Genomic DNA, 16,972 nt, shown 5'->3' with positions numbered 1-16,972 from the left:
CCCCCCCCCCCCCCCCCCCCCCCCCCCCCCCCCCCCCCCCCCCGCCCCCGCCCCCCCCCCCCCCCCCCCCCCCCCCCCCCCCCCACGAGCGTCCGCCCGCCGGCCCCAAAAGGACGTGCACGCCCCCGAGGCACTGGGATATGTTCATGCCTGTTCGAAGGGGGACCGACATGGCGAAGCTGAACCAGATCATCGCTGTCGAAAAGGGCGTCAAGAGCAAATCGCTCCAGGACATCACCGCGGCGCACCAGAAGGTGCAGAAGCCGGCGCTGCTCGCCGGGATCACGCGTACGTACCAGCCGAAGGACGAGGAGGGCGAGCAGCTGCCGCCCGAGTCGACGCGGGTGCAGGTGCGGGCCGAGGACGTGCTGCGCGAGATGTCCGCGTCGCTGACGCGGCTGTTCGACGTGACCGCGACGAAGGACTGGGCGAACTGCGCGGCCCGCGCGGACGTCACGGTCGACGGGCGGACGGTCGTCGCGGACGTCCCGGTCAGCTACCTGCTCTTCCTGGAGAAGCAGCTCACCGACCTGCACACCTTCGTCAAGAAGCTCCCCACGCTCGACGCCGCCGAGTCCTGGTCCCAGGACCCGTCCACGGACTGGTGGAAGACCGACCCGGTCCGCACGATCCGGACGAAGAAGGTCCCGCGCAACCACGTCAAGGCCGAGGCGACCGACAAGCACCCGGCGCAGGTCGAGGTGTACTACGAGGACGTGCCCATCGGGTACTGGACGACCGTGAAGTTCTCCGGGGCGCTTCCGGCGCGGCGGGTGAACGAGCTGCTGGAGCGGGTCGAGAAGCTCCAGCAGGCCGTGAAGTTCGCCCGCGAGGAGGCCAACGGCGCCGAGGTCACCGACCAGCGGGTCGGCGACGCGGTGTTCGGCTACCTGTTCGGCTGAGGCCGGGCACGGGTAGCCTCCACAGATGCCCCCGCGTGCGAGCGCGGGGGTGCGCGACAGGCGCGGGCCGGATTGAGGACCGGTTCGCGCGACGAGCGCAAGCTGAAACTGAAGTTCAGCCTGAAGAGGCGCGGGCGACGATCGTCCGGGCCGTCAATCTCAGACTCTCGCTCCAGCTTCAGTATCGCCGCCGATCGCCGGATCGACCGGGGACGGACGAACGCCGTCGGATGCGAGTTCGACTCTCGCCTGCACCTCTCCCATGGTGCGGTAGTTCAAAGGAAGAACACGACGGCCTGATGACTGATCCGTCCTCTTAAACGCCGCCGGCGTGCGCAATTGGGTGGCATCCCCAGGGGCCCGGGAGCTGGATACGACTCCCGGGCTCCGCCACGTTCAGGCGGCCGGCGTCCCCGGCGTCCCAGGTACCTCCGGTGCTCCCGGTGCTCCCGGTGCTCCCGGTGCTCCCGGTGCTCCCGGTGTCCCCGGCGTCCCCAGAGACCGCTCCGCCACCCGCGCCAGATGCCGCCCGAACACCTCCCGCGCCTGAGGCGTCAGCGTCCGCAGGGCCACCAGCGCCGTGATCACGACGTCGCACAGCTCCGCCTCGACGTCCTCCCACGTGTGGGTGACGCCCTTGCGCGGGTTCTGGCCGGTCGCGCCGATCACCGCCTCGGCGACCTCGCCGACCTCCTCGGACAGCTTCAGCATGCGCAGCAGGAGGCCCTCCCCGCCGCCGACGGGCTGGTCCGTCTCCAGCCACCGCCACAGGTCGTCGATGGTGTCCCAGAGACCGGCGGGCGGGCTGCCGTGATCGTCGTCGCTCATGCGCGGCAGCCTGCCACGGGTGGCGCGGCGCGCGGTATGGGACCGCCGCGTCAGTCGAACAGCGGTTCCTGCTGCTCCTCCGCCGCCTTCCGCACCCGCTTGTTGCGTGCCCCCACGACCACCGTCGTGGCCGCGGCCGTCGCCGCGAACGCCACCGGGACCATCCAGTTCCGGTTGACGGTGTGGCCGAGGGCGTGGTCCAGGGAGAGGCGGCCCGGGCCCGTGACCGCGAGGCCGACGGCCGTCAGACCGAGCGACGCCGCGTACTCGTAACCGCCGGCCTGGGCGAAGAAGCCGCTCGGGACGTGCACCGCCGCGGCGCCCGCCATCGCTCCGGCCGCTGCCGCACCCGCGGCCGGGGTGGCCAGTCCCAGTGCCAGCAACGCCCCGCCACCGGCCTCGGCGAGGCCCGCCGCGGTGGCGCTGGCCCGGCCCGGCGCGTAGCCCATGGCCTCCATGGCCTGGCCGGTGCCCTCGATCCCGCCGCCGCCGAACCAGCCGAGCAGCTTCTGCGCGCCGTGCGCGGCCAGGACGCCGCCGGTACCCAGTCGGAGCAGCAGCAGCCCCAGATCACGCCGGTCAAAACAGTTCACGTCGACTCCCTCGCAGACGGCGGCGGCTCATCTCCCCACCGTCGCCCGCCCGCGCCGCGCGGGCCCGCCGCGGACGCCGTTCGGGTGGTGGACCCACGCGGCGGGCCGGTCACCCGGTCGGGCGGGAGGGCAGGAGCCGGCCGGGCCGGGGCCGGTCGAGCCCGGGGGCTGGGGCCGGTCGAACCTGGGGGTCGGGGCCGGTCGAGCCTGGGGGTCGGGGCCGGTCGAGCCTGGGGGTCGGGGCCGGTCGAGCCGGGTGGCCGGTCGGGTGGCGAGGGCCCGGGGGCGGTGTGACGCTGGCCGGCATGACCATTCAGACGACGCGACTCAGCGACCCGGCCGTCCGCGCCTTCGTCGCCGCAGTCAACGCCCACGACCGCGAGGCCTTCCTCGCGCTGCTCGCGCCGGACGCCACCATGGCCGACGACGGGGACGATCGGGACCTCGCCCAGTGGATCGACCAGGAGATCTTCTCCTCCCACGGCCACATGGAGGTCGACAACGAGTCGAACGGCGGTCGCGCCCTCATCGCCCGCTACAGCAACGACACCTGGGGCGAGATGCGTACGCGGTGGAGCTTCACCGTGGGCGAGGACGGGCGGATCGCGCGGTTCGAGACCGGGCAGGCGTAGTCGGCGCGGGGCTGACGGACCGGTCCCGGCCCCGCCTCACCGTGGGCGGCCGTACGCCCGCACGTCGTCCTGGCCCGGCTGTGGCCGCGCCCCGTGGGCCGTGCCGATACCCGGGTTCCGTTCCGTCGCGCAGGCCGAGGAGAACGTCGCGCAGGCCGAGAAGAGCGCGGGCGCGCCGGCGAAGGGGCCGCTCGGCGGGGAGCAGAGGGCGGACGCCGACCGGACCCGGGGCGCTGACCCAGGCGGTGATCTGCGCGGCAGCCGTTCCGCCCACCGGTGCGTACCCCGCGGTCGCCCGCGGGATCCACCCCCACCCGGTGCGGCGGAACGGCTGCCGCCTCCCCCTCGGAATGGTCTGCGGAGTTACCGAAGCTCAACACTCCAAGTGTGAAGCTCTCGTGAAGGAGAGTTGAGCATATGTTCGCCACCGGCCGCAATACAGCGGACCGGGAAATTCCGATTGTGTGGATCGGGGTGGGGGCCTCAGCCCCGCCCCACGTACGGCATCGCCGTCGCCATGACCGTCGCGAACTGCACGTTCGCCTCCAGCGGCAGCTCCGCCATGTGCCGCACCGTGCGCGCCACGTCGGCGACGTCCATCACGGGCTCGGGTGCCGTCTCCCCGTTGGCCTGGAGCGCGCCGGTCTGCATCCCGGCCGTCATGTCGGTCGCCGCGTTGCCGATGTCGATCTGGCCGACCGCGATGCCGTAGGGCCGGCCGTCCAGCGACAGTGACTTGGTCAGGCCCGTCAGCGCGTGCTTCGTCGCCGTGTACGCCACCGAGTGCGGGCGCGGCGTGTGGGCCGAGATCGAGCCGTTGTTGATGATACGGCCGCCCCGCGGGTCCTGCTCCTTCATCTGCCGGTACGCCGCCTGCGCGCACAGGAAGGCGCCGTTGAGGTTGGTGTCCACGACGTGCCGCCACGCCTCGTAGGGCAGTTCCTCGACCGGTACGCCGCCCGGGCCGAACGTCCCGGCGTTGTTGAACAGCAGGTCCAGCCGCCCGAAGCGGTCGCGTACGGCGGTGAACAGGGCCGCCACGTCGTCGGGTTGTGACACGTCGGCGCGGACCGGGAGTGCCGTGCCGCCCGCCGGTGCCAGTGCGGCCGTCTCCTCCAGGGGCCCGGGACGCCGCCCGGCCAGGGTCACCGACCAGCCGGCGGCCAGCAGTTCGACGGCGACCGCCCGGCCGATGCCGGAGCCGGCGCCCGTGACGACGGCGACGCGCTGCGCCCCTTCCCCGCCGACCTGTTCCCCGCCGGCCTGTTCCTTGCCGTTCTGTTCCTCGTCAGTGGTTCTCACGGTGTTCATGAGTCGGCAGCGTACGGGCCGGCGATCATGCGGACCTCACCCTTCCGACATGAGCTCGCCATGTCCGCGCCAAGGGCGTGCCGTTCCCGGCCCGTCGAATGCCCCTTGCAACCACCGCAAGGGGAGGAACGGATGACACCCGCGAACCACCAGGCCCAGCCCTCGCACGCGCCCGAGCTCCGCGCCGCCGCCCGGCACCTGGGCCGCCGCCGCTTCCTGACCGTCACCGGCGCCGCCGCCGCGCTCGCCTTCGCCGTGAACCTGCCGGCCGCCGGCACCGCGAGCGCCGCCGAACTCGACGCGGCGCGGCTCACCGACGACCCCTTCACGCTCGGTGTCGCCTCCGGCGACCCGCAGCCCGACTCCGTCCTGCTGTGGACGCGCCTGGCCCCCGTCCCGTACCAGGCCGACAGCGGACTGCCCGCCGAACGCGTCACCGTCGAATGGGAGCTGGCCCTCGACGAACGGTTCCGCCGCGTCGTCAGACGGGGCAGGGCCACCGCCCACCCCGAGTTCCACCACGCCGTCCACGTCGAGGTCGACCACCTCGCCCCCGGCCACGTCTACTACTACCGCTTCCGCGCCGGCCGCTGGGTCAGCCCGGCCGGCCGCACCCGCACCGCGCCCGCCGGGCGCAGCCGGGTCTCCGGCCTCACCTTCGGCCTGGTCTCCTGCCAGCGCTACGACCAGGGCCACTACACCGCCTACCGGCACCTCGCCCAGGAGGACGTGGACGTCGTCCTCCACCTCGGTGACTACCTCTACGAGTACGCCGTCAACGACGTCGGCGGCTCCCGCGCCTACCCGGCCGGCACCCTGCCCGCCCACTTCAACCACGAGACGGTGACCCTGGAGGACTACCGCCTGCGGTACGCCCTCTACAAGTCCGACCCCGACCTGCGGGCCGCGCACGCCGCGCACCCGTTCGTCGTCACCTGGGACGACCACGAGACCGAGAACAACTACGCAGGCGGGACACCCGAGAACAGCGTCCCGCCGGAGGAGTTCCTCATCCGCCGGGCCGCCGCCTACCGCGCCTACTGGGAGAACATGCCGCTGCGCCGCCCGCAGCTGCCCGACGGCGCCGACCTGAAGCTCTACCGCCGCCTGCACTGGGGCCGGCTGGCCCAGTTCGACGTGCTCGACACCCGCCAGTACCGCTCCAACCAGGCCTACGGCGACGGCTGGCAGTTCCCGGGACCGGAGTCCGAGGACCCCTCGCGCACGATGACCGGCGACGCGCAGGAACGCTGGCTGATCAACGGCTGGCACCGGTCGGACGCCCTGTGGAACGTGGTCCCCCAGCAGGTCACCTTCTCGCAGCGGTTCAACTCCACCGCCTCACCGTCCAAGGTCTCCATGGACTCCTGGGACGGCTACCCGGCCTCCCGCGAACGGGTGCTGGCCGGCGCGCAGGCCGCCGGTGTCGAGAACCTGATGGTCCTCACCGGCGACGTGCACGTGCACTACGGCTTCGACATCAAGCGCGACTTCGACGACCCCGGCTCCCGGACCCTGGGCACCGAGATCGTCACCACCTCCGTCACGAGCGGCCGCGACGGCTCGGAGAAGCCGTCCAACTGGGACACGCTCATGGCCGCCAACCCGCACCTGAAGTTCTTCGACGGGCGGCGCGGCTACGCGACCGTCTCGCTCGACCGCCGGCTGGCGCGCGTCGACTTCAAGACGGTGTCCCACGTGACCACCGAGGGCGCGCCGCTCACGACCGCCGCGTCGTTCGTGACGGAGGCGGGGGAGCAGGGGCTCAAGCCGGCGTGACGACCGGCGCGCCCGTCTCGCCCGGGTAGCGGACGCCGACGCGGTCCCGGATCGCGTCGAGCGTCCGCATCACGGCCAGGGTGCCGTCGAGCGGGACCAGCGGGGACTCGGTCTCGCCGGCGCGCAGGGCGCGCATCACCTCCCGCGCCTCGTGGTGGAGGCCGGCCCGGGGCCCGTCGGCCGGGTCGGCCCGGAACTCCTCCGGCTCCCGGCCGTCCCGGTGCAGCACGAAGCTGTCCGGGAAGAAGAAGCCGTCCGGGACGTCGATACGGCCCTGGGAGCCCGTGATCGAGGCGCTGTTGGGCGTACCACCGGTGATGGAGCAGTGCACCGAGGCGAGAGCGCCGCTCTCGTAGGAGAGCAGCGCGCCCGTCTGGAGGTCGACGCCCTCCTCCGAGAGCACCGCCCGCGCCGCGATGTCCGACGGCTCACCGAGCAGCAGCTGGGCGAACGACACCGGGTACACGCCCAGGTCGAGCAACGCGCCGCCGCCCTGCGCCGGGTCCCGCAGGCGGTGCGCGGGAGGGAAGGGCCCCGCCAGCCCGAAGTCCGCCTGCAGGCTGCGGACCTCGCCGATCGCGCCGTCGTCGACCAGCGCCTTCAGCCGCCGCACCATCGGGTTGCAGTACATCCACATCGCTTCCATCAGGAAGCTGCCGCCCCGCCGGGCGAGCGCGACCAGTTCCTCCGCCTCGCGCAGGTTCAGCGTGAACGGCTTCTCGCACAGCACGTTCCGCCCCGCCTCCAGGCACAGGCCGGCGGCCGCCCGGTGCGCCGAGTGCGGGGTCGCGACGTACACCACGTCGACGTCCTCGTCCCGCGCCAGCGTCTCCCAGTCGCCGTACGCCCGCGGTATCCCGAACCGCTCCGCGAACGCCTTCGCCGACGCCTCGGTCCGCGAGGCCACCGCCACGACCTCCGCGTCCGGCAGATCGACCAGATCCGCCGTGAACCTCGCCGACATACCGCCGGTCGCCAGAATTCCCCAGCGCACCTTCTGCCCGGTCTCCACTGACACCCTGCCCCACCCTCGTTCAGGTTCGTTCAAGTCTGTTCGTTCAAGTCCGTACGAGCTGAGAGCATAGGTGCCGGATCTGTCGAAGAGGGAGGGGCACATGCCCGAGCGCGGGCCGTCCATACCGCACGAGTCACCGGACACGACCACCGCACCGGACACCACACCGAAGACCACCCGGGCCACGCAGGCCACGAAAACCACGCAGGCCACGCAGGCCACGGAGATCACCACCAAAACCACGCAGACCACGCAGACCGCACAGGCGGCCGGTCCGGAAACGGGACCGGCCGCCCGCACGCTGCGTGCCACCCGCCGCACCGGGCTGCTCGTCACCCTCATCCTCGGGAGCCTGACCGCGACGCCGCCGCTGGCGATGGACATGTACCTCCCCGCGCTCCCGGAGGTCACCCGGACCCTGGGCGCATCCGCCGCCACCGTCCAGCTCACGCTCACCGCCTGCCTGGCCGGCATGGCCCTCGGCCAGCTCGTCGTCGGACCGATGAGCGACAAGTGGGGCCGCCGCCGCCCGCTCCTGGCCGGCCTCGCCGTCTACGTCGTCGCCACCGCCCTGTGCGCGATCGCCCACTCCGTCGAACTCCTCATCGCCTTCCGGCTGGTGCAGGGACTCGCGGGCGCCGCCGCGATCGTCATCTCCCGGGCCGTCGTCCGCGACCTGTACGACGGCATGGCCATGGCCCGCTTCTTCTCCACCCTCATGCTGATCTCCGGTGTAGCCCCGGTCGTCGCGCCGCTCATCGGCGGGCAGATCCTGCGCGTGACGGACTGGCGGGGCGTGTTCGTCGTGCTCACCGTGGTCGGGGTGGTGCTGGGCGGGATCGTCTGGGCCAAGCTCCCCGAGACCCTGCCGGCCGCCGAACGGCACGCCGGCGGCGTCGGCGACACCCTCCACGCGATGCGCGGCCTGCTCGCCGACCGCGCCTTCACCGGGTACATGCTCGCGGGCGGCTTCGCCTTCGCCTCGCTGTTCGCCTACGTCTCGGCGTCCCCGTTCGTCATCCAGGAGATCTACGGCGCCTCCCCGCAGACGTTCAGCCTGCTGTTCGGCATCAACTCGATCGGCCTGGTGGTCGTCGGTCAGATCAACGGCAAGATCCTGGTCGGACGGGCCCGTCTGGACCGCGTGCTGGGCCTCGGCCTCCTGATCGTCATCGCCGCCGCGACCGCCCTGCTCCTGATGTCGCTGGGCGTCTTCGGCGAGGTCGGCCTGGCGCCGGTCGCCGTCGCGCTGTTCGTGCTGATGTCCGCGATGGGCATCAGCCTGCCCAACACCCAGGCCCTCGCCCTGATGCGGGTCAAGAAGAACGCCGGTTCCGCCTCCGCGCTGCTCGGCACGTCCTCCTTCCTCATCGGCGCCATCGCCTCCCCGCTCGTCGGGATCGCGGGGGAGGACACCGCCCTGCCGATGGCCGTCGTCCAGCTGGTGGCGGCGCTGGTGGCGCTCGCGTTCCTGGTGGGGATGTGCCGTCCTGCCGCCGGACAGACGGTAGGAAAGGCAGCAGGACGGGCGGCAGGACGGGCGGCCGGGCCTGCGGCGGGACGGACGGCGGCCGGGCGTGCGCCCGGGAAGGGAGAAGAGAGCTGAGCGCTCCGAGACTGCGCAGCGACTCGCCGGAGCGGGCCGGACTCGACCCCGAGCAGCTCCGCCGTGTCGTCGAGGAGGTGCACGGCCTCACCGCCGGCGAGCGTCCCTGGGCGGCGGGCGCCGTCGTGGCCGTCGGCCGCGGACCCGTGCTCGCCGTCGAGGAGGCGGCGGGCTGGGCCGTGCGCTACGCGTCCTACGACCCGCGCACCGACACGGGCGTGGAGCTGCCCGCCCGCTCCCGCGTGCCGACGGCCGTCCGTACGCCCTTCGACCTGGCGTCCCTCACCAAGGTGTTCACGGCGGTCGCCGCCGTGCAGCAGATCGAACGGGGCACCCTCGGCATCGACGCCGAGGTCGGCGCCTACCTGCCGGACTTCCGCGCGGCCGCCGCACACCGCGTCACCGTACGGCAGCTGCTCACCCACACCTCCGGGCTGCGGCCCGAACTGCCGCTGTACGACTGCGCCGACGACGAGGAACGGCTGCGGCGGCTGCGCGCGGAGCCACCGGTGGGAGTGCCCGGCACGTACTGCTACTCGGACCTGAACATGCTCCTCCTCCAGCAGGTCCTGGAACGCGTCACCGGCCGCGGCCTCGACGTCCTCGTCCACGACGGGATCACCCGGCCGCTGGGCATGACGGCGACGCACTTCGGGCCGTGCCCGGGCGCGGCGGCGACGGAGGACCAGCGGCGGCCGTGGGCCAAGGCGGACCGCGGGATGCTGCGCGGCGTCGTCCACGACGAGAACGCGTGGGCACTCGGCGGGGTGGCCGGCCACGCGGGGCTGTTCTCCACGGGCCGGGACCTCGCGGTCTTCTGCCGCACGCTGCTCGCGGGCGGCTCGTACGGGCCGGCGCGCATCCTCGGCCCCGACTTCGTGGAACTGCTCCTGACCGAGCCGGGGCTCGGGTTCGCCCTGGACCAGCCGTGGTTCATGGGCGGGCTGGCGGGGCGCGGTGCGGCCGGACACACCGGCTTCACGGGCACGATGCTGGTCCTCGACCGGGCGACGGACACGTTCGCGATCCTCCTCGCCAACACGGTCCATCCCCGTCGCCGCGCCCCCGACAACCGGCCCCGGGCGGCGCTGGGGACGCGGGTGGCCCGCGCGGTGCGGGCGGTGCGGGAGACCTGAGCGGGGCGCCCGCGGCGGCCTGCGCGAGCCGGGTCCGGCGGGGGAGGCCGCCCGCATCCCCGCCCCCGCTCACCGCCGGCCCGCCCAGCCCACTCGGCCCACCCGGCCCGCCCCGTAGAATCACCGGGTGAACGACCCCGCCACCCCCGCCGACGCCCTGCGTGCCGCCCTCGCCGACCTGGTCGACGGGCTGCCGCCCCGGCAGGCCGCCCAGGCCGTGGAGCGGCTGATCGCCAGCTACCGCGGGGCCACCCCGACCGACGCCCCGATCCTGCGGGACCGCGCCGACGTCGTCGCCTACGCCGCGTACCGCATGCCGGCGACCTTCGCGGCCGTGCGGTCGGCGCTGGCGGCGTTCGCGGACACGGTGCCCGGGTGGGCGCCCGGGAGCCACGTCGACATCGGCGGCGGGACCGGCGCGGCGACCTGGGCCGTCAGCGACACGTGGGAGGGCGTTCGCCCGGTGACCGTGCTCGACTGGGCCGAGCCCGCGCTCGCCCTCGGCCGGGAGATCGCCGCCGCCCGTCCCGCCCTGCGCGACGTCCGCTGGCAGCGCTCCCGGATCGGAGCGGCGCTCACCGTCGAGAGCACCGACCTCGTCACCGTCTCCTACGTCCTCAACGAGCTGACCGGCCCCGACCGCGACGCGCTCGTCGACGCCGCCGCCACCGCCGCGCAGGCCGTCGTGATCGTCGAGGCCGGCACCCCCGACGGCTACGCCCGGGTCATCGAGGCCCGCGACCGGCTGATCGCCGCCGGCTTCCAGGTCGCCGCCCCCTGCCCGCACAGCGCCGCCTGCCCCATCGTGCCCGGCACGGACTGGTGCCACTTCGCGGCCCGGGTCAGCCGTTCCTCCCTGCACCGTCAGGTCAAGGGCGGCTCGCTCGCCTACGAGGACGAGAAGTTCAGCTACGTCGCCGCCACCCGGTTCCCGGCCGGCCCCGCCCCCTCCCGGGTGGTCCGGCGTCCGCAGATCCGCAAGGGCCAGGTCCTGCTCGACCTGTGCGAGACGTCGCCGTCCAGCCCGCACGAGCGGCTCGGCCGCCGGACGGTCACCAAGCGCCACGGCGACCTGTACAAGGCCGCCCGCGACGCGGACTGGGGCGATCCCTGGCCCCCGTCGGAGGCGTGAGCGGGCACGGCGTCCGGCCGGACATGACGGCCAACCCCCGGAGCCAGTAGGGTCGTCGGCCGAAGGACGGGGAGGGGCGGACGGCGGTACCGCGGAACGGCACGGCCGGCGAGCTTCCCTCCGGGACGACGGCCGGGGCGGTGCGGACGAGGGCGGCGGTTCGCACCGGACCGGTGTCCGGCGCCGCCTCGCGGCCCACGACGGCACCCCGCGCCGGGCCGGCCCGCCCGGCGGACCGACGACCCTGGAAGTGGACCTCCCCCGTGGAACGTGAAATGGACCGTGGCACGACCGGCGGCGCGGACCGCCCCCTGCGGATCGTGATCGCCGAGGACGACCCCCTGCTGCGCGAGGGCCTCGCCCTGCTGCTGCGCGCGGAGGGCCTGGACGTGGTCGCCACCGCGGACACCGCCGAGTCGGTGCTCGACGCCATCGACGAGCACGAGCCCGACGTGGCCATCCTGGACGTACGCATGCCGCCCACGCACACCGACGAGGGCATCCGCGCGGCCGTCGAGGCCCGGCGCCGCCGCCCCGCGCCGGCCGTCCTGGTGCTGTCCGCGTACGTCGAGCAGTCCTTCGCCACCGACCTGCTCACCGGCGGGGTCGGCGGCCTCGGTTACCTGCTCAAGGAGCGCGTCGGGCGGGTCGAGGAGTTCATGGTCGCGCTGCGCAGGGTCGCGGCAGGGGGCACCGCCGTCGACCCGGAGGTCGTCGCCCAGTTGTTCACCCGGACCCGCCAGGACACCCGCCTGGAGCGTCTCAGCCCGCGCGAGCGGGAGGTGCTCGCCCTGATGGCCGAGGGCCTGGGCAACAGCGCCATCGCCGGACGGCTCGTCGTCACCGACGGCGCGGTCCACAAGCACATCCGCAGCATCTTCGCCAAGCTCGACCTGTCCCCGGCCGACCAGGTCGACCGGCGCGTGGCGGCCGTCCTGCACTACCTGGAGAACGCGCGGCCGCAGCCCCACTGACCGGCGGGGTGCGGCCTGCCGCACCCCGGGCCGGTCCGATGGCGGCCTCCCGGGCGCCGCCGACCGGCCGACGCCTGCCGCCGACGCCCTGCCGGCGCCGCCCGGAGGGCCGTCCGCCTACCCCTCCCTCACGACGTCCCGTCGCTCGCGGCGGCCTCCTCCCGGTCCTTCTGCTGCCGCTCCTGGAGCCTGCGCAGCAGTTCGCGTTTCTGCGCCTGCGGGTCCGGTCCGCCGCCGATCCGGCCGGTCCGGTCGCCGCCGCGCAGGGCGTCGCGGGTGAGTTTGCGGCGCGTGCCGCCGACGCCCAGCATGTTTCCGGCTCCACCTCGGGACATGGGACTCTCCCCTCTCGGTACGAGCATGAGTACGAGACGTATCGTCTCGACTGCTTCCACGGTCCACTGTCCGGCGAGACGCACCGTCTTGTCAACCTGGTAAATTCGATACATGGCCGTCCAGAAAGCAGTCCCCACCCAGACGACAACAGCCCCCGACCGGCAGAACCCCGACGCCACCCGTCGCAGTCAGCGGTCCCGCCAGGCCATCTACGACGCCGCCCTCGCGCTCGTCGCGGAGGTCGGTTACCCGAAGACCACCATCGAGGGCATCGCCGCCCGCGCCGGCGTCGGCAAGCAGACGATCTACCGCTGGTGGTCCTCGAAGGCGGACGTCCTGCTGGAGGCATTCCTCGACCTGGGCGAGCGGGCCGTGCAGGCCGCCGGCGAGGAGGCGTACACCATCCCGGACACCGGCGATGTCGCCGCCGACCTCAAGACCGTGCTGCGCGCCACCGTCGACGAACTGGGGGATCCGAAGTTCGAAGCCCCCTACCGCGCCCTGGCCGCGGAGGGCGTCGTCAACGAACAGCTCGGCCGGGAGTTCGTCGCCCGGCTCCTGGAGCCGTCGCTCCAGCTCCACGCCGACCGGCTGCGCGCCGCCCAGGAGGCCGGCCACGTACGGCCGGATATCGATCCGCGCATCGGACTGGAGCTCTTCGTCTCCCCGCTCGCCCAGCGCTGGCTCCAGCACACGGGGCCGATCTCCCACGCCTACACCGACACACTCGTCGACTACGCGCTCCACGGGCTCGCGCCGCGATGACCGACGGAGCCCGGCGAAGAGACCCGGCCAGGGAAACCCGACACGGGAAACCCGACACGGGAAACCCGACCGGGGAAGTTTGTCCCTTCCCGACCCCGAAGCGCGGAATGGTGCGACCATAGGGCATGCTGGTGCGCACGACGGCGAGGCGAAGGGGATAGATGAGCGCGGAGTTCGGCGGTCGGAGCGGCCTGCAGGGCAAACTCTCCCAGTGGCTGCGCGGACGCCGCCCCAAGGAGGCCCCCGGTGACGGTGGCCGGGAGGACCTGCTGCTCGCCGCCGCCGGTGCGGGACTGCCGCTGGCGCCCGCCGCGCACCCGGCCGGATACCGCTGCTCCTGCGACCGCGTCGGCTGCCCCACGCCGGCCCGGCACCCGGTGTCCTTCGCCTGGCAGACGCAGTCCACCACCGACCGCGCGCAGATCGAGCGCTGGGCCCGCCACCAGCCCGAGGCCAACTTCATCACCGCGACCGGCATGGTGCACGACGTCCTCGACGTCCCCCTCCAGGCCGGTCGCGAGGCGCTTCAGCGCCTGCTCGACGCGGGTATCGAGGTCGGCCCGGTCGCCGAGAGCGACGACGGCCGCATGCTGCTCTTCACCCTCACCCGCGGCACCCCCGAGGACGAGGACGAGTGGTGGCCCTGCGAGCTGGACTGCCACCCCGAGACGATGGACGAGCATCCCGGTCTGCGCTGGCACTGCCGGGGCTCGTACGTCCTCGTACCGCCCGCCCGGCTGCCCGGTGAGGGCCGGACGGTGCACTGGGTGCGCGGCCCCGAGCACCCGCTGCCGGACCCGCTGACGCTGCTGGAGACCCTCACCGACGCGTGCGCCCGGCACGCCGGCGAGGAGAGCGACCAGGCGGGCGAGGCCTGGCCCCTGCGCCGCTGAGCCGGCGCGGTGCCACCCGCCGCCGCTACTCGCCCTTCGCCGACGTCAGACCCTGGACCCGCCCCAGGACCGACACCTGCCCGGCGCCCGAGCCGTCCGCCGGGTCGAGCGCGATCTGGTTGGAGACGAACTCCATCGTCAGGGACTGCTTGATCTCGCCGTCCGTCAGCGCCAGCACGTCCTTGTTCGGCGCCGGCACCGACGTGCCCTGCGCGGCGGTCCGCTTCTCGTAGTGCCGCGTGGTGAAGAACACCAGCGCCCCGCCGTCCTCCGTACGCAGCGCCAGCGGCGCGTAGTCGCCGTTCGTCAGCGGTTCGTCGATGAACTGCGTGACCAGGCCTGGGCGGATCGACCGCTTCTCCCGCGACTGCCGCCAGGCACTGGTGTGGGTGCCGTCCGCGAAGGCCTTCCCGCCGTCCTTCAGATACGTCGTGTAGCCCTTGCTCAGGCCGGCGGGCGGGACGGCCAGGCCGGTGGTGTTCGCGGGGACGGCCTCGGCCCAGCCGTCCCGGTCGGTCTTGAACTCGGGCATCTTCCCGGGCGCGACCAGCGTCAGGTACGCGGCCTGCCAGGTCTCCTCCAGGCCGTCCCGGGTGAAGACCAGCACCCAGCGCGAGTCGCCGCCCTTGTTGCCCTTGGCGTCCGCGACGAACCAGCGCGGCCAGCCCGCCTTCTTCGGGATCGTGAACTTCGCGTCCGTCAGCTCCAGCGGCGTGTGCGAAGCGTTGCCGCCCGGGTTGTTGGCCCGGCCCGCCTTCAGCCGCGCCGAGTCGATGGCGGCGAGGGCGCCGGTGGTGTGCTCGGCGTCGAGGGAGGCGTCGTACGCCTTGTCGGCCGCGTTGTACGCGGAGGTGAACTCCTGGAGCGCCTTCGCGGCCTCGGCCCGGGTGGTCGCGGGGAGCACCTCGCGCTCTCCGTGCACCACCACGCAGCCGCTCGCCGTCAACGACAAAGCGGTCGCCGAGGCGGCTATGAGCGCGCACTGGTCAAGCCTGCGGGGCCTACGAGGGCCGCGATCCCTGCTCATCAGGTCTTCTTCACCTTCCCCTTCCCGGAGGCGAACCCTACCGGGGCGAGGCGGCGCGCGAACCCCGGGACCGGGTACAGCGGCCACACCGTGACCTCCCGTCACGGCACGCGCCTCGGGACGACCAGCACCGCCCCCGTGCGCGGGTGCGGCAGCACCTCCACCGGCTGGTCGTAGACCTCGGACAGCAGCTGCTCGGAGAGCACCTGTGCCGGCGGCCCGCCGGCCGCGACCCGGCCGGCGCGCCCCACGCCCACCACCGACGCCCCCACCACCGAGCCCTCCACCATCCCCTCACCGACGGCGACGCAGACCCAGCCGGAGGGCCCGGAGCCGACGGCCACCGAGCCCACCTCGACGGCGCCGGGCCCGAGCGTGACCGCGACCGCGAGCACCGGCTCGTCCCCCTCCGCCACCGCCCCCGCCACCGCGGCCCCCGCCAAGGGCGAGATAGCCGACGGCACCCTCGGCTGGGGCGTGAAGGAGACCTTCCGCACCTACGTCGTCGACGGCCACGCCAAGGGCGGGGTGACCGTCTCGGGCGGGGCCACCCAGGCGGCCGGAGACGGCGCCTTCACCTTCAAGGACGCCACCGGCACCTACGACACGGACGCCGACACACTCACCGCCTCCTACCAGGGCGCCGTGAACTTCAAGGGCCACGAGACGAACGGCACGTACGGCCTCGACCTGACCCTGAGCAACCTCAAGGCCACCCTCGACGGCGGCACCGGCACACTGACCGCCGACGTGAACAGCCTGGGCACGCGGACCAGGGGCGTCGTCCTGGCCGACCTCAAGGCCAAGTCCGCCGATCTGACCGCCCGGAACGACGTCATCACCGTCGACGGCGTCGCCGCCACCCTCACCGCCGCCGGCGAGCAGGTCTTCGGCAACTACCGGGCCGGCACCGCGCTCGACGCGGTCGACCTGTCCGTGGCGCTGAGCGAGGACGCACAGCTGCCGGACGGCGACGGCACGACCGGCGGCTCGGGCGGCGGCTCCGGCACCACGGGCGGCACCGGCGGCGCGTCCGGCTCGACGACCGGAGGCACTGGTTCCACCATCGGCGGCACCGGCACGACCACGGGCGGCTCGAGCGGCGGCGGCAGCCTGGCCTCCACCGGCGCGGACATCCCGGGCCCGGCCCTGGGCACGGCGGCCGGCGTCGCGGTCGCGGTCGGCGCGGGCGCGGTGTTCGCGGCGCGCAGGCGGCGGACGCAGGCGTAACGGACCGTGCGTCCCGGCCCGCACCGTCTCCGGGCCCCGGCCCGGAGACCCGCGTGGCCGGGACGCGCCCGCCGCCCCGGCGATGCTTGAATGCGCCGGTGACTGACTACGACGTACTGCGCGTCTTCTGCGCGCCGAACGGCGGCTACGGCAACGAGCTCGGCGTCGTCCGGGACGGCTCCGTGCTGCCGGACCGGGCCGAGCGGCAGGAGCTCGCCGCGAAACTCGGCTTCAGCGAGACCGTGTTCGTCGACGACCCCGAGCGCGGCGTCGTCGACATCTACACACCCACCCTGCGCCTGCCGTTCGCCGGCCATCCCTGCGTCGGCACGGCCTGGCTGCTCGACGTGCCCGAACTCGTCACCCCGGCCGGAGCGGTGGGCGCCCGACTGGACGGCGAGTTCAGCTGGATCGAGGCCCGCCCCGAGTGGGCGCCGCCGCGCACCCTGCGCCAGTACGCCACCGTCGCCGAGGTCGACGACCTGCGGGTGCCGCCACCGGGGGAGTGGATCTACGCCTGGGCCTGGGAGGACGAGGCGGCCGGGCGTATCCGTGCCCGCGCCTTCCCGGGGCGGGACGACGGGATCGACGAGGACGAGGCGACGGGCGCCGCGGCGCTGCTGCTGACCGAGCGGCTGGGGCGTGCCCTCAACATCACCCAGGGTGTCGGTTCGCAGATCCTCACGGCCCCGCAGCCCGAGGGCTGGGTCGAGATCGGCGGACGGGTACGCCTGGAGCGGTGACGGCGGTGACGGCGGTGACGGCGGCCCGGCGCCGCGCCCGCGGACCGGCCGCCGTCGTGCCGGCTGCCCT

Annotated in this window: 17 protein-coding genes and 2 pseudogenes; 11 read left to right on the top strand and 8 right to left on the bottom strand. The window is 73.8% G+C overall.

Annotated features, from left to right (window positions below):
• Positions 1-170: 170 nt before the first annotated feature.
• Positions 171-902, top strand: coding sequence for a DUF7873 family protein (locus ACZ7G3_RS28610; RefSeq protein ID WP_470928868.1), 732 nt, complete (start codon positions 171-173; stop codon positions 900-902).
• Positions 903-1,298: 396 nt separating this feature from the next.
• On the opposite strand, the gene ACZ7G3_RS28605 is transcribed toward ACZ7G3_RS28610, so the two are convergent.
• Positions 1,299-1,730, bottom strand: coding sequence for a MazG-like family protein (locus tag ACZ7G3_RS28605; RefSeq protein WP_470928866.1), 432 nt, complete (start codon positions 1,728-1,730; stop codon positions 1,299-1,301).
• A gap of 50 nt (positions 1,731-1,780) precedes the next feature.
• Positions 1,781-2,323, bottom strand: coding sequence for a DoxX family protein (locus tag ACZ7G3_RS28600; RefSeq protein ID WP_426557832.1), 543 nt, complete (start codon positions 2,321-2,323; stop codon positions 1,781-1,783).
• A gap of 305 nt (positions 2,324-2,628) precedes the next feature.
• On the opposite strand from ACZ7G3_RS28600, the gene ACZ7G3_RS28595 reads away from it, so the two are divergent.
• On the top strand, positions 2,629-2,955 hold the full coding sequence (locus ACZ7G3_RS28595) for a nuclear transport factor 2-like protein (protein ID WP_426522504.1): 327 nt from the start codon (positions 2,629-2,631) through the stop codon (positions 2,953-2,955).
• A gap of 483 nt (positions 2,956-3,438) precedes the next feature.
• On the opposite strand, the gene ACZ7G3_RS28590 is transcribed toward ACZ7G3_RS28595, so the two are convergent.
• On the bottom strand, positions 3,439-4,266 hold the full coding sequence (locus ACZ7G3_RS28590) for an SDR family oxidoreductase (protein ID WP_470928864.1): 828 nt from the start codon (positions 4,264-4,266) through the stop codon (positions 3,439-3,441).
• 132 nt (positions 4,267-4,398) lie between these two features.
• Here ACZ7G3_RS28590 and ACZ7G3_RS28585 point away from each other — a divergent pair, with 132 nt between their 5' ends.
• On the top strand, positions 4,399-6,045 hold the full coding sequence (locus tag ACZ7G3_RS28585; RefSeq protein WP_470928862.1) for an alkaline phosphatase D family protein: 1,647 nt from the start codon (positions 4,399-4,401) through the stop codon (positions 6,043-6,045).
• On the opposite strand, the gene ACZ7G3_RS28580 is transcribed toward ACZ7G3_RS28585, so the two are convergent.
• Entirely contained in the window at positions 6,032-7,063 is a 1,032-nt protein-coding gene (locus ACZ7G3_RS28580; protein WP_470928860.1) for a Gfo/Idh/MocA family protein, read from the bottom strand. The genes ACZ7G3_RS28585 and ACZ7G3_RS28580 overlap by 14 nt on opposite strands.
• Before the next feature lie 97 nt (positions 7,064-7,160).
• Here ACZ7G3_RS28580 and ACZ7G3_RS28575 point away from each other — a divergent pair, with 97 nt between their 5' ends.
• The 4 genes from ACZ7G3_RS28575 to ACZ7G3_RS28560 all read left to right on the top strand — a co-directional run bounded on the left by ACZ7G3_RS28575 (position 7,161) and on the right by ACZ7G3_RS28560 (position 11,908).
• Complete coding sequence (locus ACZ7G3_RS28575; RefSeq protein ID WP_470928858.1) at positions 7,161-8,666, top strand: multidrug effflux MFS transporter; 1,506 nt, start codon at positions 7,161-7,163, stop codon at positions 8,664-8,666.
• A 77-nt stretch (positions 8,667-8,743) separates the two neighbouring features.
• Positions 8,744-9,802 (top strand): serine hydrolase domain-containing protein, encoded by a 1,059-nt coding sequence (locus tag ACZ7G3_RS28570; protein WP_426601133.1) that lies wholly within the window; start codon positions 8,744-8,746, stop codon positions 9,800-9,802.
• 127 nt (positions 9,803-9,929) lie between these two features.
• The gene (locus tag ACZ7G3_RS28565; RefSeq protein ID WP_426601134.1) at positions 9,930-10,934 is read left to right on the top strand and encodes a small ribosomal subunit Rsm22 family protein; all 1,005 of its coding nucleotides are present in this window, start codon (positions 9,930-9,932) and stop codon (positions 10,932-10,934) included.
• A gap of 275 nt (positions 10,935-11,209) precedes the next feature.
• On the top strand, positions 11,210-11,908 hold the full coding sequence (locus tag ACZ7G3_RS28560; RefSeq protein ID WP_470928856.1) for a response regulator transcription factor: 699 nt from the start codon (positions 11,210-11,212) through the stop codon (positions 11,906-11,908).
• Between the two features lie 128 nt (positions 11,909-12,036).
• Here ACZ7G3_RS28560 and ACZ7G3_RS28555 read toward each other — a convergent pair whose 3' ends face one another.
• On the bottom strand, positions 12,037-12,243 hold the full coding sequence (locus ACZ7G3_RS28555) for a DUF6243 family protein (RefSeq protein WP_426601136.1): 207 nt from the start codon (positions 12,241-12,243) through the stop codon (positions 12,037-12,039).
• A 112-nt stretch (positions 12,244-12,355) separates the two neighbouring features.
• On the opposite strand from ACZ7G3_RS28555, the gene ACZ7G3_RS28550 reads away from it, so the two are divergent.
• Together ACZ7G3_RS28550 and ACZ7G3_RS28545 are read left to right on the top strand one after the other, a co-directional pair.
• Positions 12,356-13,009: a TetR/AcrR family transcriptional regulator gene (locus ACZ7G3_RS28550; protein WP_470928854.1), complete on the top strand. Its 654-nt coding sequence runs from the start codon at positions 12,356-12,358 to the stop codon at positions 13,007-13,009.
• 161 nt (positions 13,010-13,170) lie between these two features.
• Entirely contained in the window at positions 13,171-13,902 is a 732-nt protein-coding gene (locus ACZ7G3_RS28545; RefSeq protein ID WP_470928852.1) for a bifunctional DNA primase/polymerase, read from the top strand.
• 25 nt (positions 13,903-13,927) lie between these two features.
• Here the strand turns inward: ACZ7G3_RS28545 and ACZ7G3_RS28540 are convergent, their stop codons facing one another.
• From ACZ7G3_RS28540 to ACZ7G3_RS28530, 3 genes and pseudogenes are all read right to left on the bottom strand, one after another.
• On the bottom strand, positions 13,928-14,929 hold the full coding sequence (locus tag ACZ7G3_RS28540; RefSeq protein WP_470928850.1) for an SCO2278 family lipoprotein: 1,002 nt from the start codon (positions 14,927-14,929) through the stop codon (positions 13,928-13,930).
• A pseudogene (locus ACZ7G3_RS28535) lies at positions 14,904-15,027 on the bottom strand (iron transporter); the annotation flags it as partial. The gene ACZ7G3_RS28540 and the pseudogene ACZ7G3_RS28535, both read right to left, overlap by 26 nt.
• A gap of 3 nt (positions 15,028-15,030) precedes the next feature.
• Positions 15,031-15,186: pseudogene (locus ACZ7G3_RS28530) on the bottom strand (hemin ABC transporter ATP-binding protein); the annotation flags it as partial.
• A gap of 118 nt (positions 15,187-15,304) precedes the next feature.
• Here ACZ7G3_RS28530 and ACZ7G3_RS28525 point away from each other — a divergent pair.
• Together ACZ7G3_RS28525 and ACZ7G3_RS28520 are read left to right on the top strand one after the other, a co-directional pair.
• Positions 15,305-16,159, top strand: a complete 855-nt coding sequence (locus ACZ7G3_RS28525) for an HtaA domain-containing protein (RefSeq protein ID WP_470928848.1) — start codon at positions 15,305-15,307, stop codon at positions 16,157-16,159.
• A 98-nt stretch (positions 16,160-16,257) separates the two neighbouring features.
• A complete protein-coding gene (locus ACZ7G3_RS28520) occupies positions 16,258-16,902 on the top strand; it encodes a PhzF family phenazine biosynthesis protein (protein ID WP_426601145.1) in 645 nt (214 codons plus the stop codon).
• Positions 16,903-16,972 lie beyond the last annotated feature (70 nt).

Source organism: Streptomyces sp. NPDC037271 (genome assembly GCF_055603605.1).
This window is presented reverse-complemented; position numbering and strand designations above follow the sequence as displayed.